Annotated in this window: 21 protein-coding genes; 5 read left to right on the top strand and 16 right to left on the bottom strand. The window is 55.0% G+C overall.

Annotated features, from left to right (window positions below):
* Positions 1-114 precede the first annotated feature (114 nt).
* From G7Y44_RS01815 to G7Y44_RS01775, 9 genes are all read right to left on the bottom strand, one after another.
* A complete protein-coding gene (locus G7Y44_RS01815; RefSeq protein ID WP_165247087.1) occupies positions 115-1,158 on the bottom strand; it encodes a deoxyguanosinetriphosphate triphosphohydrolase in 1,044 nt (347 codons plus the stop codon).
* A 112-nt stretch (positions 1,159-1,270) separates the two neighbouring features.
* Positions 1,271-1,660, bottom strand: a complete 390-nt coding sequence (locus G7Y44_RS01810; RefSeq protein ID WP_165247085.1) for a GtrA family protein — start codon at positions 1,658-1,660, stop codon at positions 1,271-1,273.
* A 288-nt stretch (positions 1,661-1,948) separates the two neighbouring features.
* The gene (locus G7Y44_RS01805) at positions 1,949-2,122 is read right to left on the bottom strand and encodes a hypothetical protein (protein ID WP_165247083.1); all 174 of its coding nucleotides are present in this window, start codon (positions 2,120-2,122) and stop codon (positions 1,949-1,951) included.
* Positions 2,119-2,793, bottom strand: coding sequence for a DUF6179 domain-containing protein (locus G7Y44_RS01800; RefSeq protein WP_165247081.1), 675 nt, complete (start codon positions 2,791-2,793; stop codon positions 2,119-2,121). The genes G7Y44_RS01805 and G7Y44_RS01800 overlap by 4 nt, the downstream gene beginning before the upstream one ends.
* Positions 2,777-3,343: a DUF6323 family protein gene (locus G7Y44_RS01795; RefSeq protein WP_165247079.1), complete on the bottom strand. Its 567-nt coding sequence runs from the start codon at positions 3,341-3,343 to the stop codon at positions 2,777-2,779. The genes G7Y44_RS01800 and G7Y44_RS01795 overlap by 17 nt, the downstream gene beginning before the upstream one ends.
* Before the next feature lie 365 nt (positions 3,344-3,708).
* Positions 3,709-3,963, bottom strand: a complete 255-nt coding sequence (locus G7Y44_RS01790; protein ID WP_165247077.1) for a type II toxin-antitoxin system HipA family toxin — start codon at positions 3,961-3,963, stop codon at positions 3,709-3,711.
* Between the two features lie 13 nt (positions 3,964-3,976).
* The gene (locus G7Y44_RS01785) at positions 3,977-4,645 is read right to left on the bottom strand and encodes a HipA N-terminal domain-containing protein (protein ID WP_256367712.1); all 669 of its coding nucleotides are present in this window, start codon (positions 4,643-4,645) and stop codon (positions 3,977-3,979) included.
* Between the two features lie 5 nt (positions 4,646-4,650).
* Positions 4,651-4,896 (bottom strand): helix-turn-helix domain-containing protein, encoded by a 246-nt coding sequence (locus tag G7Y44_RS01780; RefSeq protein WP_165044340.1) that lies wholly within the window; start codon positions 4,894-4,896, stop codon positions 4,651-4,653.
* Positions 4,897-5,196: 300 nt separating this feature from the next.
* Positions 5,197-5,475 (bottom strand): hypothetical protein, encoded by a 279-nt coding sequence (locus tag G7Y44_RS01775; protein ID WP_165247073.1) that lies wholly within the window; start codon positions 5,473-5,475, stop codon positions 5,197-5,199.
* A 130-nt stretch (positions 5,476-5,605) separates the two neighbouring features.
* Here G7Y44_RS01775 and G7Y44_RS01770 point away from each other — a divergent pair, with 130 nt between their 5' ends.
* The 4 genes from G7Y44_RS01770 (at position 5,606) to G7Y44_RS01755 (ending at position 9,870) form a co-directional block, all read left to right on the top strand.
* The gene (locus G7Y44_RS01770; protein ID WP_241159134.1) at positions 5,606-6,337 is read left to right on the top strand and encodes a phosphatase PAP2 family protein; all 732 of its coding nucleotides are present in this window, start codon (positions 5,606-5,608) and stop codon (positions 6,335-6,337) included.
* Positions 6,307-6,909 carry a helix-turn-helix domain-containing protein gene (locus G7Y44_RS01765; RefSeq protein WP_165247071.1) on the top strand — a complete coding sequence of 201 codons (603 nt, stop codon included), beginning with the start codon at positions 6,307-6,309 and terminating at the stop codon, positions 6,907-6,909. The genes G7Y44_RS01770 and G7Y44_RS01765 overlap by 31 nt, the downstream gene beginning before the upstream one ends.
* Positions 6,910-7,240: 331 nt before the next feature.
* Entirely contained in the window at positions 7,241-9,022 is a 1,782-nt protein-coding gene (locus tag G7Y44_RS01760; RefSeq protein WP_165247069.1) for an AAA family ATPase, read from the top strand.
* A 47-nt stretch (positions 9,023-9,069) separates the two neighbouring features.
* Positions 9,070-9,870, top strand: a complete 801-nt coding sequence (locus G7Y44_RS01755) for an EFR1 family ferrodoxin (RefSeq protein WP_165247067.1) — start codon at positions 9,070-9,072, stop codon at positions 9,868-9,870.
* A 51-nt stretch (positions 9,871-9,921) separates the two neighbouring features.
* On the opposite strand, the gene G7Y44_RS01750 is transcribed toward G7Y44_RS01755, so the two are convergent.
* From G7Y44_RS01750 to G7Y44_RS01735, 4 genes are all read right to left on the bottom strand, one after another.
* On the bottom strand, positions 9,922-10,377 hold the full coding sequence (locus G7Y44_RS01750) for a hypothetical protein (RefSeq protein WP_165044329.1): 456 nt from the start codon (positions 10,375-10,377) through the stop codon (positions 9,922-9,924).
* A gap of 2 nt (positions 10,378-10,379) precedes the next feature.
* A complete protein-coding gene (locus tag G7Y44_RS01745; protein WP_165044327.1) occupies positions 10,380-10,838 on the bottom strand; it encodes a DUF3990 domain-containing protein in 459 nt (152 codons plus the stop codon).
* A 54-nt stretch (positions 10,839-10,892) separates the two neighbouring features.
* Entirely contained in the window at positions 10,893-11,192 is a 300-nt protein-coding gene (locus tag G7Y44_RS01740) for a hypothetical protein (RefSeq protein ID WP_165044325.1), read from the bottom strand.
* Positions 11,193-11,299: 107 nt separating this feature from the next.
* On the bottom strand, positions 11,300-11,902 hold the full coding sequence (locus G7Y44_RS01735) for an HD family phosphohydrolase (protein ID WP_165044323.1): 603 nt from the start codon (positions 11,900-11,902) through the stop codon (positions 11,300-11,302).
* A gap of 243 nt (positions 11,903-12,145) precedes the next feature.
* Between G7Y44_RS01735 and G7Y44_RS01730 the strand changes: the two genes are divergently transcribed.
* A complete protein-coding gene (locus G7Y44_RS01730) occupies positions 12,146-13,000 on the top strand; it encodes a deoxyribonuclease IV (protein ID WP_165044449.1) in 855 nt (284 codons plus the stop codon).
* An 83-nt stretch (positions 13,001-13,083) separates the two neighbouring features.
* Here G7Y44_RS01730 and G7Y44_RS01725 read toward each other — a convergent pair whose 3' ends face one another.
* From G7Y44_RS01725 to G7Y44_RS01715, 3 genes are all read right to left on the bottom strand, one after another.
* The gene (locus G7Y44_RS01725; RefSeq protein WP_165247065.1) at positions 13,084-14,037 is read right to left on the bottom strand and encodes a spermidine synthase; all 954 of its coding nucleotides are present in this window, start codon (positions 14,035-14,037) and stop codon (positions 13,084-13,086) included.
* 80 nt (positions 14,038-14,117) lie between these two features.
* Positions 14,118-14,351: a hypothetical protein gene (locus G7Y44_RS01720; protein WP_165247063.1), complete on the bottom strand. Its 234-nt coding sequence runs from the start codon at positions 14,349-14,351 to the stop codon at positions 14,118-14,120.
* Entirely contained in the window at positions 14,348-15,121 is a 774-nt protein-coding gene (locus G7Y44_RS01715) for a Fic family protein (protein WP_165247061.1), read from the bottom strand. The genes G7Y44_RS01720 and G7Y44_RS01715 overlap by 4 nt, the downstream gene beginning before the upstream one ends.
* Between the last annotated feature and the right edge of the window lie 40 nt (positions 15,122-15,161).

The raw sequence follows: 15,161 nt of genomic DNA, 5'->3' as shown, positions 1-15,161 counted from the left end.
GTGTAGAACAACCCCACGGAAACGCCGGTTACAAGCCGGTTACAAGCCGATTGCTGGCGTGCGGGTGTTGTCACACCCGCACAAAACCCGAGGCGACCTTACAGGCAGCTATCCCTAAAACCCAATGGATGAGGGCGAGAACAAGCTATGGAACTGGGTTTTCGCGTAACGGTCGGTCATGCCAGCAATGTAGTCTGTCACCGCACGCAAGTCATCGCCTCCAGATATGGCTCGGTATTCCTCGGGCACGTCATCCATATGAGAAACGTAATAGTCAAACAAACAGTCGATGAGCCGGGTTGCCTTGCCCACCTCGGCCACCACCACCGGCGCGTAATACACGCGTTCGAACAGGAAACGCCTCAGCTCCATCATCGCGTCCCATACCGCAGGACTCATGGCAATCTCGCCCGCATCCGCCGAAGTTGACACCATGTCGAGCACCAACCGTTCAATGCGCGAGGAATGATCAGGTCCGAGCACACGATGCGTGGATGCAGGCAGGTCGTTCTCGCTCAAGATGCCAGCGCGAATAGCGTCGTCAATGTCGTGGTTCACATACGCAATGCGGTCGGCCGTAGCAACAATGCGGCCTTCCATGCTCTCGGCACGCAAGTCGCCTGTGTGGTTCACAATACCATCGCGCACCTCGGGCGTGAGGTTGAGCCCCTTGCCACCGTTCTCGATAACCTCAACAACGCGCAGGCTCTGCACGTTGTGTTGGTAGAGCAGATGCACACGAGGGTCGTCGGGTGACATTCCCCGATGTCGCGCGATTGAGCGAGCAAGCGCTTCCTCGCCGGTATGTCCGAACGGCGTGTGCCCTAAGTCGTGACCGAGCGAAATAGCCTCGGTTAGATCCTCGTTTAATCCCAGCGCGCGGGCAATGGTGCGGGCAATCTGCGCCACTTCCAGCGTGTGTGTAAGCCGCGTGCGGAAGTGGTCGCCCTCGGCCGCAAGAAACACCTGTGTCTTGTGCGACAACCGCCGAAACGACTTCGTATGCAAAACCTTGTCGCGATCGCGCTGGAAATCGTTGCGCAAGATGTCGGGTTCAGTTGATCGGTCGCGCCCCTCCGATTTGTCCGCGAACATCGCCGCCGGGTCAAGCACAACGTGTTCGCGCGCCTCTTGATCTTCGCGGTAGATGATGCGCATGATGAAGCTCCTAACCCCCTCTGCCTGCCGAGTGCCTTCACTCCCCCGTTCGACGGTTCCACCTCTGACGGATCGCGCTGCTCAATGGAAATCTGTGCACCATTGTACGCCGCTACTTCCCGCCGTCTAAAAACTTCTTCCGCGTGACGAAATTCCATACCATAACCACCGCAGTAGCCGCAAACTTAGTAATGCGATAATCGATGCCCAAAAGGTCAGTTCCCGCCCACAGGCACGCATTGTTAATAAGAAGGCCCGCAACCGACAGCACCACGAAGATAATAAACTCGCGACAGCGGCTCATACCTTGCTTGTGTGAGAACACGTAGCGCATGGACGCCAGATAATTGAACACTACTGACACCGTAAACGAAATAGTAGCCGACACTAAATACGGTATGCCGAAAAGCTCGGTGAGCAGCACCAACAAACCGTAGTCAATGACGAACGCTAACACGCCCACCACGCCGAATTTCATTATTTGTGCAATCAATCTTCCCATGGGCGTAAATTGTACAACGCAAGCGCGTCGCACAAGCCCGAACTTCCCTCGCCATCGCGATTTCACGAATTGAAGACGAATTGAGAAATGGTTCGGCGGGGATCGACGGGAGTTCGGTGACAATCTGGCAGAAATTCGGCGGTGGAAGCAGCTTGGCTACAACCCGACAGTTGCTCAAATATAGCAATCCAAAACGAACCGAATCGAACGTTCACTAAAACATCATCGCACGTCACTTTGTCTATACGGCAGGAACGTCCGAATGAAACACCCGTTCTTCTATCCACCTCAGGAGATAGTGTTATGCAAGTAATGTCGTACAGCGGCATTTTGAAGATAGCTGTCGGAGTAAGAGAAGCCGACGCCTTCTCCGGCAGACACCATGCGTCCCACCTCTTCGAAGCTGCCGCAGTACTCGCGATATACGATAAGTGACCTGTAGTGTTCGGTGGCCAGAGTCATGTCCTTCTTGATGCGGCCGCTCCGGCGGGTGCAAGCTTGCCCTCGTGGGGAAGCAGCAGGTCGTAGAGATTTACGTGCAGGCCGCGATAGTCAGGACAGACGCGCTCAAGTACAGTCACGCAGCTGGCCGTATCGAATTGTGCGATCCAGCGCGTCTCGGCAAGGAGCTGCGCCAGCCACACTTCAACGTAGTCGAGTCCCAAGAGGCTTTGGTCTACAGGCACACTCAACTGGTAGTCGATGTCACAAGGGACCTCGTGCGCGGCGAAGTACACATTGTAGCGTTTCTTTATATTGCCCAGGCTTGCCAGGGTATCGCGAAGTGCGACGTTGCGAATGGGCGGCATGGTCGCCACCGCCTCGCGCCAGAGAGCCAGCACAGCGTCAGTGCGTCCTTCCAGCGCCTGAATGGCTTCGTGCCAGAGCGCGACAGGGTCGTCCACGTCAAGGATGCAGGCAGTCTCGTCGGGCGTGGTGTCGGCGATGCCAAGCACGTAAGCCACTGACGCTGCCAGCTCGTGCGCTTCGTGAGTAGATATACTTGATGACCCGCCCGCGCAGTACAGGTCGACAACGTGCGCCATAAGGTGGGCGAAGCCCTCCGACGCCCTGCCGATGTCGGGGATGCGCTGGCTCTGTGCTAGCCCATTTCCGCTAATCGTCCCAATCATCGGCCCATCCCTCTCCGTTCCATCCGTCGGCCTGTTCGTCGTAGTCCCACTTGACGGGGTCGAACGTGTATATGTGTCCCTCGTCGTCTGTTATGCGGTACGTCTCATAGTTCTCCGCTTCGGCCACCCGCACGTATTCAGCGGAAAAGCGCATGATCTCATCTGATGGCATCGAAGTGACTGTGGCGACATCGCCCCATGCGTCCAGGCAGCCGCGCAGGGACTCGGCAATCTCCGTGTCGGGCACGTCGGCCGGCAGCTCGTCGCGTATGGCATAGAACGCGTCCTGTAGATCGGCCAGGTCGCGGGCAAGACCATCTTGTAAAAGGCAGGGCGACGTAGCCACGGCCTCCGTCACGATCGCGATCGCGGGAACCCCAAACTCCACCCGTCCGGTCTCTCTCAGCGCTTCGTCTCTGCGCTCTGCAAGCATCCGGGCGTCTTCGCATGAGATGGACAGCCCTCCTGCGGCCAGCCGCCCGTTCACCTCGGCAAGCATCGAATTCGCCCGTGTCCGCGCCGGTGCCGAAAGCCATGCGTTTGCGTCCATGCACACCATCCCTTTCAAATCGCTGACAATGCTTAATACCGCGAAGGGATGCGCAGTTCAAGACTGCAATTTCAGGCACAAAAATGGTAATGTAGGCGGTATCAGAGAGCGATTCTCCACGAAATCCTTTGCAGTGGTTGTAGAGTCAGGTGCTTGCGCCATGCCTGATACAGGGTGACAATAGGTGACAATAGGGTCAGGGCATTCTTTCGCATTTTCCCCAGGTCGGAGTGAGTAGCATCAGGCACCTCGACGCACCTGTGGGACTTGGCCTTTTCAAGGAAAGGCGTGGCGGCGGTTACAACAATTACAGCAGTCTCACCAGCAACATTGTCGTAATGCGCACACGCTATTCGCATCCTCTATTAATCACGGCAAAGGAGTTCCCGTCGCTCTTTGAAGCTTTCCCCAATGTTTTCTCCCACGCTCTGAGCCGCCAGAAAACCATCTTTACAAACAAGGTCGGTGGCTTTTTTTAAGGCATCGGGAAATGTCTCCAAAAGCTCATTAAGCTCGTTGTTGGCGAACTTTTCGCCAACTCCACAAGACCGGGCAGTCGTCAAAACGTCGTCACGTGTTACTTTGTCTATACGGCGAGAACGTCCGAACGAAACCCCCATCTCTCTATCTACCTCAGGGTAGATTGTTGTGCAGGTAATGTCGTACAGCGGCGACACCTCTCGCGACGACCAATCCTCGCTCCAAAATACAAATAGCTTCGTTGATTGTTTGGTGAGGGAAACTACCGTCGCATGCTTTGACAATATGGCTTGAAGGAGCTGATCCTTCCGGATAAAACCAGCTGTTTTGCGCGTCATCAAAGAAGAGGCCTACCTTCATCTGAGCTCCCGCCAAAGACAGCCTTGAACGGTGTGCGGCGCGCGGCGCAAATTCTCTCGGGTGTTCCGTAAAACGCCCAAGATCACCCTCATCCAAAGGAAGATATCCGCGATTTGCACTTGGTGGTTCCCCGTCGGTCTTGAATACCAACGCACCAGCAGATTCGTTGTTCAAGTGCTCCAGAAAAGAGTGTATGTCGCCGATATTGGCGTGAAAAGCGCGACTCAGGCTTTTCCGCATGCTTCCCTCCGGCAATATACCTTCGAAAAATGATGTCGCCTCGCTAGAAGGGAAAGCCCCTTCCCGCAAAGGAAACACATGGGAAATCGACTGAGCGGTTTCGTTTTGAAGATAGCTGTCGGAGTAAGAGAAGCTAACGCCTTCCTCGGTAGACACCACGCGTCCCACCTCTTCGAAGCTGCCGCAGTACTCGCGATATACGATAAGGTCTTGGTTTGCCATGAGCGCTACCTCTCGAACGCGACAATGTCGATACCCATTGCTGTTGCATAGAGCAGGATTTTGCCGATCCCTACCGTCTCTCTGCCGCGTTCTATTTCTCCTACCAGCCGTGGACTGAACCCCAGCATGTCAGCGACGTCTTCCTGCGTGTACCCTAACTTCTTTCGACGCTGACGAAGAGCTGCGCCTATGATGGCCACCTTTGTCACGTGCGTACCCTGCGCCAATATCTGGTCGCGACTTATGTTCATGTGAGCCCGATTCTTACATATAGGTATGGTAATTCGTCGAGTTCATAGTATCATACCTATGCGTAAGATATTGTTTGAAATCCGCTATATCTTACCTATAGGTAATCTATCGACTCCGACTCTCGTGCAACAGTTAAACCAACCGAACACCGTCCATTTTGTTATGGAATCCCTCCCTTTACCTCTCTGGTACCAGCCGCTGTGCCGTCCGCACCGTCCGCAATTGGAGACCGTCACTCGTGTGACAAAATGCTACGTCTATTGTCACAGGGGAAGTAGGTTCGGGCGAATCTTGCGCGCTCACCTTCTGTCTGAGCCGGTATCCGCATCAAGGGCGCGGATGGACTTCGGAAGATAGGTGGCACAGCCCACGGCAAGGCAGATCAGGCCGTCGATTACGAAGAACGGGATGACACAAACTGCTTCGGCCAGCACGGTTTCGTTTCCTGCGGCTAGACTACATACACCAGAGATGCCGCTGACGCCGAATCTCGCAAACTGCGGCATTTGAGCAAAACGCCTGGAAAACGGCGTGAGACACGGAACGTATCGTCGATGCGACGTTGCGGCTCTTTCCAACGCCGCCCGCACCTCCTACCTTCGATCTCGCATCAAGGGAAATGCCGATTAATCCCGCCAGCCTCACACAGGCGTGGCACGACGCCGCCAGTCAGCGTTTCCCTCAGCGAGACGAAGGGAAGTGGTGCACGTGCCGAATACAACAAGCAAACGCAACGCAGGAGGAAAAGAACTGATCGCGGGGATGGGGCTACTGGCCACCTTCGCGCTGTGGACTGCGCTCGCCCAATGCGTGGACGTCCGTCCCGTTGGCCAAAACGGGACGGACGTTGGCTTCGCGACGTTCAATGTGTGGTTCCACGAGCTGACAGGCGTGCACATGGGGCTTTACACGATCACGGACTGGCTCGGCCTGGTGCCCATCGCGATCTGCGCGTGTTTCGGCGCATTGGGCGCTGCGCAGCTGGTCAGGAGAAGGAGCCTACTTCAGGTGGACGCGGACCTCCTTCTGCTGGGCGCCTATTACCTTTTCGTTATCTTCGGGTACCTGATCTTCGAAATGATCCCGATCAATTACCGCCCCGTGCCCATAGACGGGATGATGGAAGCGTCGTATCCTTCTTCTACGACACTTCTGGTCTTAAGCGTCATGCCGACACTGAAGTACCAGGTCGACCGCAGAGCGAAAAGTCCCGTTCTCAGGAGTGTCACAACGGCGTTCGTGGCCGCGTTCTCGGCACTCATGGTGCTCGGACGGCTGGTGTCGGGCGTCCATTGGGCGACGGACATCGTCGGAGCGGCTCTTTTGGCGGCCGGGCTGTTCGCGATGTACCTGTCGGCCGTCACGTTCGCGGATCGAAAAAGAGCAAAGCCTAACACGGAAGGACGAGAATGGAATTTTGCGAGAAGCTGCAGGAACTAAGGCGGGCGCGGTCGCTCACGCAGGAAGAGCTCGCACGGGCCCTTTACGTCTCCCGAACGGCGGTGTCGAAGTGGGAGTCGGGCAGGGGCTATCCGAGCATCGACTCGCTCAAGGAGTTATCCCAGTTCTTCTCCGTGTCCATAGATGAGCTCGTATGTCCAGACGAGCTCGTCGCGGCAGCAGACGAGGACAAGAGGGAGCTTGCCGGCAGGTACCGCTCCCTTATCTGCGGCGTGCTCGACGTGCTGCTTGTTGTGCTTCTGTTCGTACCCGTCTTCGGCAACGGCGCGGACTCCGACGCCGCAGTGGCACTGGCGGATCTAACCAGCATCAGCCCCTGGCTGAAGGCCGTGTTCGCGGTGCTTATCTGCGCCACGGTTATGGAAGGTGCGCTCGAGTTGATTGCGGCCAACCTCGACAAGACGGCGTGGGCCAAGGGTTTGCTTGCTGCGGGCATGATCCTCTCGATCGCGGGCGTCGCGGTATTCATCGCTTCCAGGCAGCCGTATGCAGGCATCATCTGCTTCGCCTTGCTGGTGGCAAAAGGCTTCTTCATCTTCCAGGGGAAGTAGGCTTAGACGGACCTTGCGCGCTCGCCTTCTGTTCTGACAAGCATTCTCGTGGCGAGCCATATGTTTGCGTCCATGTGCAACACCCCTTTCAAATCGCAGATAATGCCTAATACCGCGAAGGAGGGCGCGGTTCAAGACTGCAATTCTTGGCGAAAACGTGGTAATGTGGGTAGCATCAGGGAGGTGATTCTCCACGAAATGCCCTGTTGTCACACGCTCCCCTTCAAACGTGCAAACGCTTCGGAGTGCGTATGCTCTGGTATGATGGGATTGCCCTGGGACGGGACACAATCGCGTTTGCGAGCGACTTGACGCGTGGAGGTAATTGCTCATGGCAGACACAACAGCAACTTACGAAAACGGCATCTACCGGGTGGGCAGTGTGCGCTTGTCAGACCTGACGGGACGCAAGGCGCTGCCCATCGGGGTGAGCAACTTCCGCATGGTGATGGAAAACTACGTGTTCATTGACAAATCACTGCTCATAGCCGACGTGCTCCGCATGCCGGGAACCTCGAATTTGTACTGCCGCCCGCGCCGATTCGGTAAGTCGCTTAACCTCGACATGCTTCAAACCTTCTTGGAAGCCCCCGTGCTGGGCAGCCCGAATGCGGCCGATCCGCGCCCCCTTTTCGAGGGACTTGCCATATGGGATGCCGAAGACGGGCGCTTTCGTGAACACTGCGGTGCCTATCCGGTAGTGCGCTTCTCGTTCAATGATGTAAAGAAGGCCGATTGGGATCTTGGGTACGGCGTCGTGAAGGCGGCGTTATCCATGGAGTACGGGCGCCATGGCTATCTGCTTAACAGCAATGCATTAAACGATACTGAGAAAGAGCGCTTCGGTCGTATTGTTGCGGGGAAAGCTAGCGATGCCGATTATGCCGCGTCGCTTCTCTTCCTCACTCAGCTACTGCAAAAGCATCACAACAGGCAGGTAGTCGTGCTCATCGACGAGTATGATGCGCCGGTCATGGCTGGCTACACCTACGGCTACTACGACGAGGTGGTAGCTTTCCTTAAAGGCTGGCTTACCGGTGCCCTTAAGGATAATAACGCTCTGGCCGTTGCGGTGCTCACCGGGGTACAGCACATTTCGAAGGAGTCCATCTTCTCGGATTTAAACAATCTTCGCGTGGACACGTCTCTGAATGTCGCTTCAGACGAGCGCTACGGATTCACTCAGGCGGAAGTGGATGCCCTAGCGACATACCGTAGTCAAACGGAAGGCCTTAATGAGGCCCGCACGTGGTACGACGGCTATCGATTCGGGAATGTGGACGTATACAACCCCTGGAGTGTACTGAGCTATTTCAACCACGAATGTGTGGCTGATGTTTACTGGGGCAACACCTCGGGCAATGGCGTGCTCGCCGACATGGTGCGCGATGCCGACGAAGCGACGCTGGGGAAGCTCTACCGACTGCTGGAGCCCAGCGGCACAGTGGAAGAACCATTGGACACAAGCGTAGTGTTTCCTGATGTGGGAGTTCGCGAGGGAGCGCTTTGGAGCATGCTATACCTCGCTGGATACTTGACTACCGACGATACGTCCTTACCGGGAATGACCCGGCGTCTGCGTCCTTTGCGCATTCCCAACGAAGAGATAGCGCAGCTGTATCGTGGCGAAATAATTGACCGCTTCACCCAATTGTCTGGCGGGCGCGACCGCCTGGCGGCGCTGCACCGGGCTTTTGCGGAGGGCGACGAAGACGGAGTAACCGCCGAGCTTGCCGACATTTTGCTGCGAGCACCAAGCTACTACGACCTTGCGTCCGAGAACAGCTATCACATGCTCGTGCTGGGGCTTCTGTTCAACATGCGTGGTTACGATACGCCTGTCTCAAACCGCGAGGCCGGCCGTGGACGCTTCGACGTGCGCGTGACGCCTGAGGAGACGGACAGAGGCCCAGCGGTGCTGGTCGAGGTGAAGTGGGCACGGCCCGGCTCCCCAGAGTCCACCGACCTGCCTGCCCTGGCCACTACTGCCCTCGCCCAGATTTCCGACCGCAACTACGCTGCCGATCTGCCCGCAGGCACCACGGTGCGCCTATGGGGTCTGGCCTTCTCGGGGAAAGACGTGGCGGCGGTTACGACATCCACGTTATCGTAGTGCGATAATAGGCCTTCGAACGGCGCATGCAAGAGAGGTTAAACGCTATGATCTACTGCTTCTCAGGAACGGGAAACTCGCTTTGGGCGGCACGCGAGCTGGGCTCGGCTCTTAACGAACCTGTTGAAGGTATCATCTCGTATCGCAGCACAGAGCGCGTCATCTGCAATGACAACGTTGTCGGCTTTGTATTCCCCACTTATATGAACGACATTCCTTGGATCGCCAAGGAATTCCTACTGAAATTGCTCGTGCGTCCCAACTGCTACGCCTTCGCGGTAATGACCTCAAGCCGTGGAGTCAGCAAGAACTCGTTCGAGAATATCGACGCAGCGCTCTGCGCAAACAACGCGAAGCTCTCAGGGGCATTCAACCTGCAAATGCCCGGCAACTGCATCCAAAGCAGCCACGAACAAAACGCCGAGCGCCTCGCCGACGCACCGTCTCACGTGACAAACATCGCGCGAGAGGTGAGTTCGCGCACAGTCAACTTCACGTCCGTCGGCAAACCACCAAAACGTAACTTCATCGAAAGCTCGTTCTATTATGGAACGAAACGTTTGGGACACTTAAACGCTATGAAGCGCTTTGAGATCACCAATGCCTGTAATGGATGCGGCGATTGCGCGCGAGCGTGCCCAACCGGCAACATTCGCATAGCAAACGGCACTGCAGAACACGGCACGAACTGCGCAGCTTGCTACACATGTCTGCACTGGTGCCCGCAGCATGCCACCCGCGTCAAGCTGCCGAGCCTGCGCAATCGCTTCCAGTACCACCACCCCGCCATCACACTGGATGACATCGAGCACGCAAATGCCCACACCGAACATCCGAGCTCGGAATAGTTTCGAGCAGAACGACTGCAAGCAAAAGCAAGAGAAGCACGACGGCAGACGCTAATCCAGTTCGCCGTACTTGTATGCTACAAAAATAGCTTGCGGTGACTCGTAGAAGAAACTGCTGTTGTAGTCGTCAATGAGTTTGCTCACAGGTGAATTGTATGCGCGCAGAACCGCTTCCTCATCACATACCTGTTCATCTTCAGCAATGTTAATCACCAAACGCTTGTACACTTTTCCGATATCCCAGTGGCTCGGAACTGCATAGCGAGCTGAGGATACATTATCGAAACAACCCGCAGAAATACCAGCATCTTCGATAAATGAATCGCTCACAGCATCAATGTTGTCACTGTGATACACATCTGCAAGCTCGATTATCTTGCCGATACGCTTCACTCCAAGCGCGTTGGCCACATCGCTTCGACGATTGGTTGTCTTCCTCGCTATGTAGTCAATGAGACTGCACGTGAAGAAAATGGCATTCGCTCGCTCACTTTCCCTTCCCTCCATGATCACGCCCTCTCACTTGAAACGAACTCGAGACAACGGAGTGCCTTCTGCGAGCAAAAGGCGATTTGATGAGTAGGATATTTAAACTTCGCAAGCACCCAGAATTGCTCTCGCGTGATAGACCCATCAAGATAGTCCGATACGAAGTTGTATATTTGGTCATCCGCCATCGCGCCGATCACGATATCATGACAATGAGGCTCACCATGCCGACACGCAATAATAAAATCGAGCCATTCCTCTGTCATCTCATGAAAGTTGAGAATGTCCAGATCGGAACCAAAATGCACCGTGTATGTGTTGACGACGGGAGTGTCAAATCGCTTCGCCCAACGTTCGGCCTGTTCGCGAATGATAGTACAATAAAACCCCGAACCGAAGTCTTTCGTGTACCGTCCAACGCGGACTTCCGGATGAGGAACCGTCACCCCGCTCCCGTGGTAAACCGTCATCTTCGACATGAAAATCCTTTCCATTGTGCAATGCCAGTATCCCTTTCGGCAGGAAGAAGCTACTTAGTCATCCGCAGAATTAGATGAAGTCTCAATGTGCTCAAATATCCCATCAACGTAATCCATTAATTCCTCAACAGCAAGTCGATAGTTTGGGTCAGGCAGTGAACCTGCATTAAACTGCCACTTATATGGCACACCTTTATCATGTAGTTGATCACGTAACTCTTTGGGCAGATCAAGCCAAACATCGCAAGACCATGTATCGAGCTCACTCTCTAATGAAAACGTTAACCCCCTGTATTGATAACGGCGTCCCCTTAATTCGATGCTTTCGAAGTTATCGCGGGTGATTTCAATCATTTTGTTTCCTGTCTTATTGTGGGAGCGCGGACTATTTCTGTTCCTTAGATGCGTCACAGTGATACTTAGCCTAATGACATTAGCTGTGACTCTGTCGTGGGTGGTTTCTACTCTCCGGGCACAAACGTATCGCGATCGGGAGCGAAGGACTGCATGGCCTCTATAGTTCGAGCGAACAACTCGTCGAGCTCCCAGCCGAGCATCTCGGCACCGCTGCGAATAACGTCGCGGCTTACGCCGGCGGCGAAGCGCTTGTCCTTGAATTTCTTCTTGAGCGATTTCACGTTGAAGTCTATCACCGAATTACTCGGGCGCATGACTATAGCCGCACCGATAAGCCCGGTAAGCTCTTCGGTTGCAAATAAGATCTTTTCCATCTGCAACTCAGGTTTCGGCAGGTCAGGATTGAAATCGGAGGTGTGCGACTGGATAGCGCGCACAAGCTCTGGCGTGCCACCCGCAGCCTCAATGAGCGGCGCGGCATACAACGTGTGCTTTTCGGGTTCGTCGTCGTGTTCTTCCCAATCCAGATCATGCAGAAGACCTACGATGCCCCAGAATTCCTCGTTTTCAGGATCGAACTTGCGGGCGAAGTAGCGCATGGTCTGCTCAACCGTCTCACCGTGTTCGATATGGAACGCATCTTTGTTGTGTGCAGCGAGAAGCGCATATGCCTCTTCTCGAGTCATACCGGCCTGCATAGTTGCCATCCCAGACTCCTTTCAATGCTGCGTAGCGTAAACTGACCGTCATCTTCAGTCTGAAAGCCCTTTCCATCGGGCAATGTAAGTATACGCTCTTCATATGTCAAAAATGCGACCTCGGTCTTTTAGATGTGACTGATACTTTACCCTCAAAAGTCACCGGTCATTTTGCAAGCCTTACAGAGCCGGAAAGGAACTGCCATGTTCGAGAAAAACCCCGATACCACACCGGTTGCCACATCGGCTTCGATGGCACACAGCTCTGAGTTCACTATCGGTTGCCACCTTTCGAGTGCGAAAGGCTATGCGCGTATGGCGAAAGACGCAGCTTCCATCGGGGCAAACACATTCCAGTTTTTCACCCGCAACCCCCGCGGCGGCCGCGCGAAGGCCATTGACCCCGCCGACATAGCATCGTTTCAGGCGCTCGCCGAAGAGCACGGGATCATACGCTTTCTGGCACACGCCCCCTACACCATGAACCCGGCAGCTGCAAAGCCGGAAACACTCGAGTTCGCGCTGCAAACGCTGGCCGATGACCTCGTGCGCATGGAACACACGCCGCATCAGCTGTACAACATGCATCCCGGATGCCACGTAGGGCAAGGTGCGAACGAGGGCATTCGTAAGATTGCCGATGCCTTGAACACCGTGCTCGCACCACAACAAACCACCACGCTGCTATTGGAAACTATGGCCGGAAAGGGAACCGAAATCGGCGGTCGGTTCGAAGAGCTGGCCGCTATCATCGAGCGCATTGAGTTGTCCGACCATGTGGGTGTATGCCTGGACACCTGCCATGTATGGGATGCCGGCTACGACATCGTAAACGATCTCGATGATGTGCTCGAACAGTTTGATCGAACGCTGGGGCTACGCAACCTGCGCGCCATCCATCTGAACGACTCCAAAAACCCGCTCGGATCACACAAGGACCGTCACGAAGTCATCGGCAGCGGATTCATTGGCGCGGCGGCATTTGCGCGCATTATCAACCACCCCGCACTGCGCGATCTACCGTTTTTCTTAGAAACCCCGCACGATGCGCTCGACGGATGGGCCCAAGAGATTGCCATGCTGAAAGAAATGCGCGCAGACGAATAACGAAACAGCACTGTCACGATGCACGTCGTATCCCATGCGTTTATTATGCGTCCGTGCACACGAAGCAGACGGTCAAAGGTACCTTACTGTTGCTTGACGCCGCCTACTGGTATGACGTCCGAAAAATGGTATTTAGCATCTGATGCAATGACCAGGTAGTTATCTTTGTTGCTGAACCTATCGTCTGTTGCCAGAATAACATCTGCAAAAGCGAACTGGCGATCAAGCTCGTTCAGTAGGCGAACAAGATGGCGAAACTCACGCCACTCGCTGCCACTTACCACATTTACCAGATACAGACCGCCGGGATTCAAGCGGTTCTTCACCGCTCGGATACCCATTGCGCTGGCAAGATCAGCTGCTGCAGCTTTTCCGGAAAACGCGTCGTTAACAATGGCGTCATAGCGTTGCTCGCAGCCGGCAAGGTAGGCCAGGCCATCGTCGTTGATAAGGCGGAATCGATCGCTTGAGCCTTCTCGTTCGCACAGCACGCGCACAAGCTCGTCCATATAGAAGTAGCGCTTTGCAACGTCGATAATGACCGGGTCCGACTCAACAACGTCAACGTGCACATCAGGCCGCCCCATGAGCACGTGCTTAGGCCACGCGCACCCTCCGCCACCGATCATCAGCACGTCACGGATGCAAAATGGCGCGACTTCTCCATCTTTATCACCATTGCCGTTGGTGTTTCCATCACCATGTTCAGCCTCAAACATATGATCGAACGCACGGTAGTACTCGAGCACGGGTTCATGCCAGCGCTCCCCAAAATACGTGGCCGACTGATATGCTCCCCCAACCGAAAGAACACGCACCGGTTCTTCCGCTTCGTCGCGCACGGTACGCACCACCGCCAAGCCAGCTTGAGCATGCGGAATCAGGTGAATATCCTGGCGACGCAACGTTTGTACGGCAGCAAACCCGGCAACCGCGCCCGCCACACCTGCGGCAACGCCGGCAACACAAGCACCCCTGCGCGCAAAGGGCGTAAGCGTCTTTCCCGAAACACTCTTCCCCGACCGTGCCTTTGTCATAAACCCCTCCTATCGAACGGCTTTCGCCAGTGTCATGTAGCGTACTCCCTCGCGGTGTATGTAAGCGCGCAATATGATCCTTACGGCAGCAAATAGTCTTTCAGCGTTCGCGGGAAAACTCTTGCATCGGAGCAAGCAGGGTCTTGATCGCATTGCGTGTGATTCATTTCATCACACCCACTTTCTCGCCCACATTCCACCAGACGCACGTTGCCTGCAGCCGCAGCTGCTTCTAAGCTTCCGTAAGCCGCAATATATCGAACAAGCGCTTCGTCAGTGATGAGTGCTCCAGTTGCATCTTGCCATATTCTCACGACAAACCCCCTGTATGACCAGTACAACCAGCACGTTCACCCCAGGTCTTCACCAACTCTACTTCAAGAAAGCTAATGAGTGGGTCCAGATCGCCATCCACATCAAATGCATCGAGCGCACCGTAATACGAAAGACGATCGGCTTCATCAATAGAAATAGGCGGGTGACACAGCGTAAGTAAAACTAAATTCCCAAGCAATCGCGCTGTCCGGCCATTTCCATCAGCGAACGGATGAATACGCGCAATCTGTGCATGGAGGTACGCAGCGATAACAAGTGCGTTCTTCGAGGCATTCGAAGCATTTAGCGCTTCCCGAATCTCAATAAGCACGTTGTCAATCGCCTCCGGAACGTCGCACGCAGCAGCTCCTGTGTCACGTGCGCCCACCACGTAATCGCCAAGCTTGAACGTTTCCGGACGCTCGCCTTTTGCCCATCGATCCTCATCGTAAGTACCCCAAGTTAGCAGACGGTGCGCCTCGAGCAGCAAAGTTTCATCAATGAAGGCACCGTTGCGCACCGACAAAAGCAACCACTCCCACGCCGTTTTCGAGTTTTTAATCTCAAAGAGCGTACGCAAGCTCCCGGTGTACGATGTCACACCATCCCTATCGAACACCTCATGCGTGTCGCGATAAGTAATCTCATCGTTTTCGATCTTCCCAGAGTTATAAGAAAACCGCACTGCAAACGTATCAAGCGCCACAGCACGCGCATTGTCATCAAGATCGCGCCACCATGAAACTACCCTATTGCAAGCATCGTGCATAGTCATCGTTTCACCTCGGTTCCACCAATACGCGCTTCTG

It is taken from the genome of Adlercreutzia sp. ZJ141 (genome assembly GCF_011038965.1).
Lineage (GTDB): Bacteria > Actinomycetota > Coriobacteriia > Coriobacteriales > Eggerthellaceae > ZJ141.
Note: the sequence above shows the minus strand (reverse complement) of the source record. Positions and strands in the feature narration are given on the sequence as shown.

Excerpts from the sequence above, each read along its gene's own strand:
- G7Y44_RS01730 (WP_165044449.1), top strand. The coding sequence starts at position 12,146 with ATGGCACACAGCTCTGAGTTCACTATCGGTTGCCACCTTTCGAGTGCG.
- G7Y44_RS01805 (WP_165247083.1), bottom strand. The coding sequence starts at position 2,122 with ATGACTCTGGCCACCGAACACTACAGGTCACTTATCGTATATCGCGAG.
- G7Y44_RS01735 (WP_165044323.1), bottom strand. The coding sequence starts at position 11,902 with ATGGCAACTATGCAGGCCGGTATGACTCGAGAAGAGGCATATGCGCTT.
- G7Y44_RS01715 (WP_165247061.1), bottom strand. The coding sequence starts at position 15,121 with ATGCACGATGCTTGCAATAGGGTAGTTTCATGGTGGCGCGATCTTGAT.
- G7Y44_RS01800 (WP_165247081.1), bottom strand. The coding sequence starts at position 2,793 with ATGATTGGGACGATTAGCGGAAATGGGCTAGCACAGAGCCAGCGCATC.
- G7Y44_RS01810 (WP_165247085.1), bottom strand. The coding sequence starts at position 1,660 with ATGGGAAGATTGATTGCACAAATAATGAAATTCGGCGTGGTGGGCGTG.
- G7Y44_RS01765 (WP_165247071.1), top strand. The coding sequence starts at position 6,307 with ATGGAATTTTGCGAGAAGCTGCAGGAACTAAGGCGGGCGCGGTCGCTC.
- G7Y44_RS01755 (WP_165247067.1), top strand. The coding sequence starts at position 9,070 with ATGATCTACTGCTTCTCAGGAACGGGAAACTCGCTTTGGGCGGCACGC.
- G7Y44_RS01795 (WP_165247079.1), bottom strand. The coding sequence starts at position 3,343 with ATGGACGCAAACGCATGGCTTTCGGCACCGGCGCGGACACGGGCGAAT.
- G7Y44_RS01760 (WP_165247069.1), top strand. The coding sequence starts at position 7,241 with ATGGCAGACACAACAGCAACTTACGAAAACGGCATCTACCGGGTGGGC.
- G7Y44_RS01780 (WP_165044340.1), bottom strand. The coding sequence starts at position 4,896 with ATGAACATAAGTCGCGACCAGATATTGGCGCAGGGTACGCACGTGACA.
- G7Y44_RS01790 (WP_165247077.1), bottom strand. The coding sequence starts at position 3,963 with ATGGGGGTTTCGTTCGGACGTTCTCGCCGTATAGACAAAGTAACACGT.
- G7Y44_RS01740 (WP_165044325.1), bottom strand. The coding sequence starts at position 11,192 with ATGATTGAAATCACCCGCGATAACTTCGAAAGCATCGAATTAAGGGGA.
- G7Y44_RS01750 (WP_165044329.1), bottom strand. The coding sequence starts at position 10,377 with ATGGAGGGAAGGGAAAGTGAGCGAGCGAATGCCATTTTCTTCACGTGC.
- G7Y44_RS01725 (WP_165247065.1), bottom strand. The coding sequence starts at position 14,037 with ATGACAAAGGCACGGTCGGGGAAGAGTGTTTCGGGAAAGACGCTTACG.
- G7Y44_RS01745 (WP_165044327.1), bottom strand. The coding sequence starts at position 10,838 with ATGTCGAAGATGACGGTTTACCACGGGAGCGGGGTGACGGTTCCTCAT.
- G7Y44_RS01815 (WP_165247087.1), bottom strand. The coding sequence starts at position 1,158 with ATGCGCATCATCTACCGCGAAGATCAAGAGGCGCGCGAACACGTTGTG.
- G7Y44_RS01785 (WP_256367712.1), bottom strand. The coding sequence starts at position 4,645 with ATGGCAAACCAAGACCTTATCGTATATCGCGAGTACTGCGGCAGCTTC.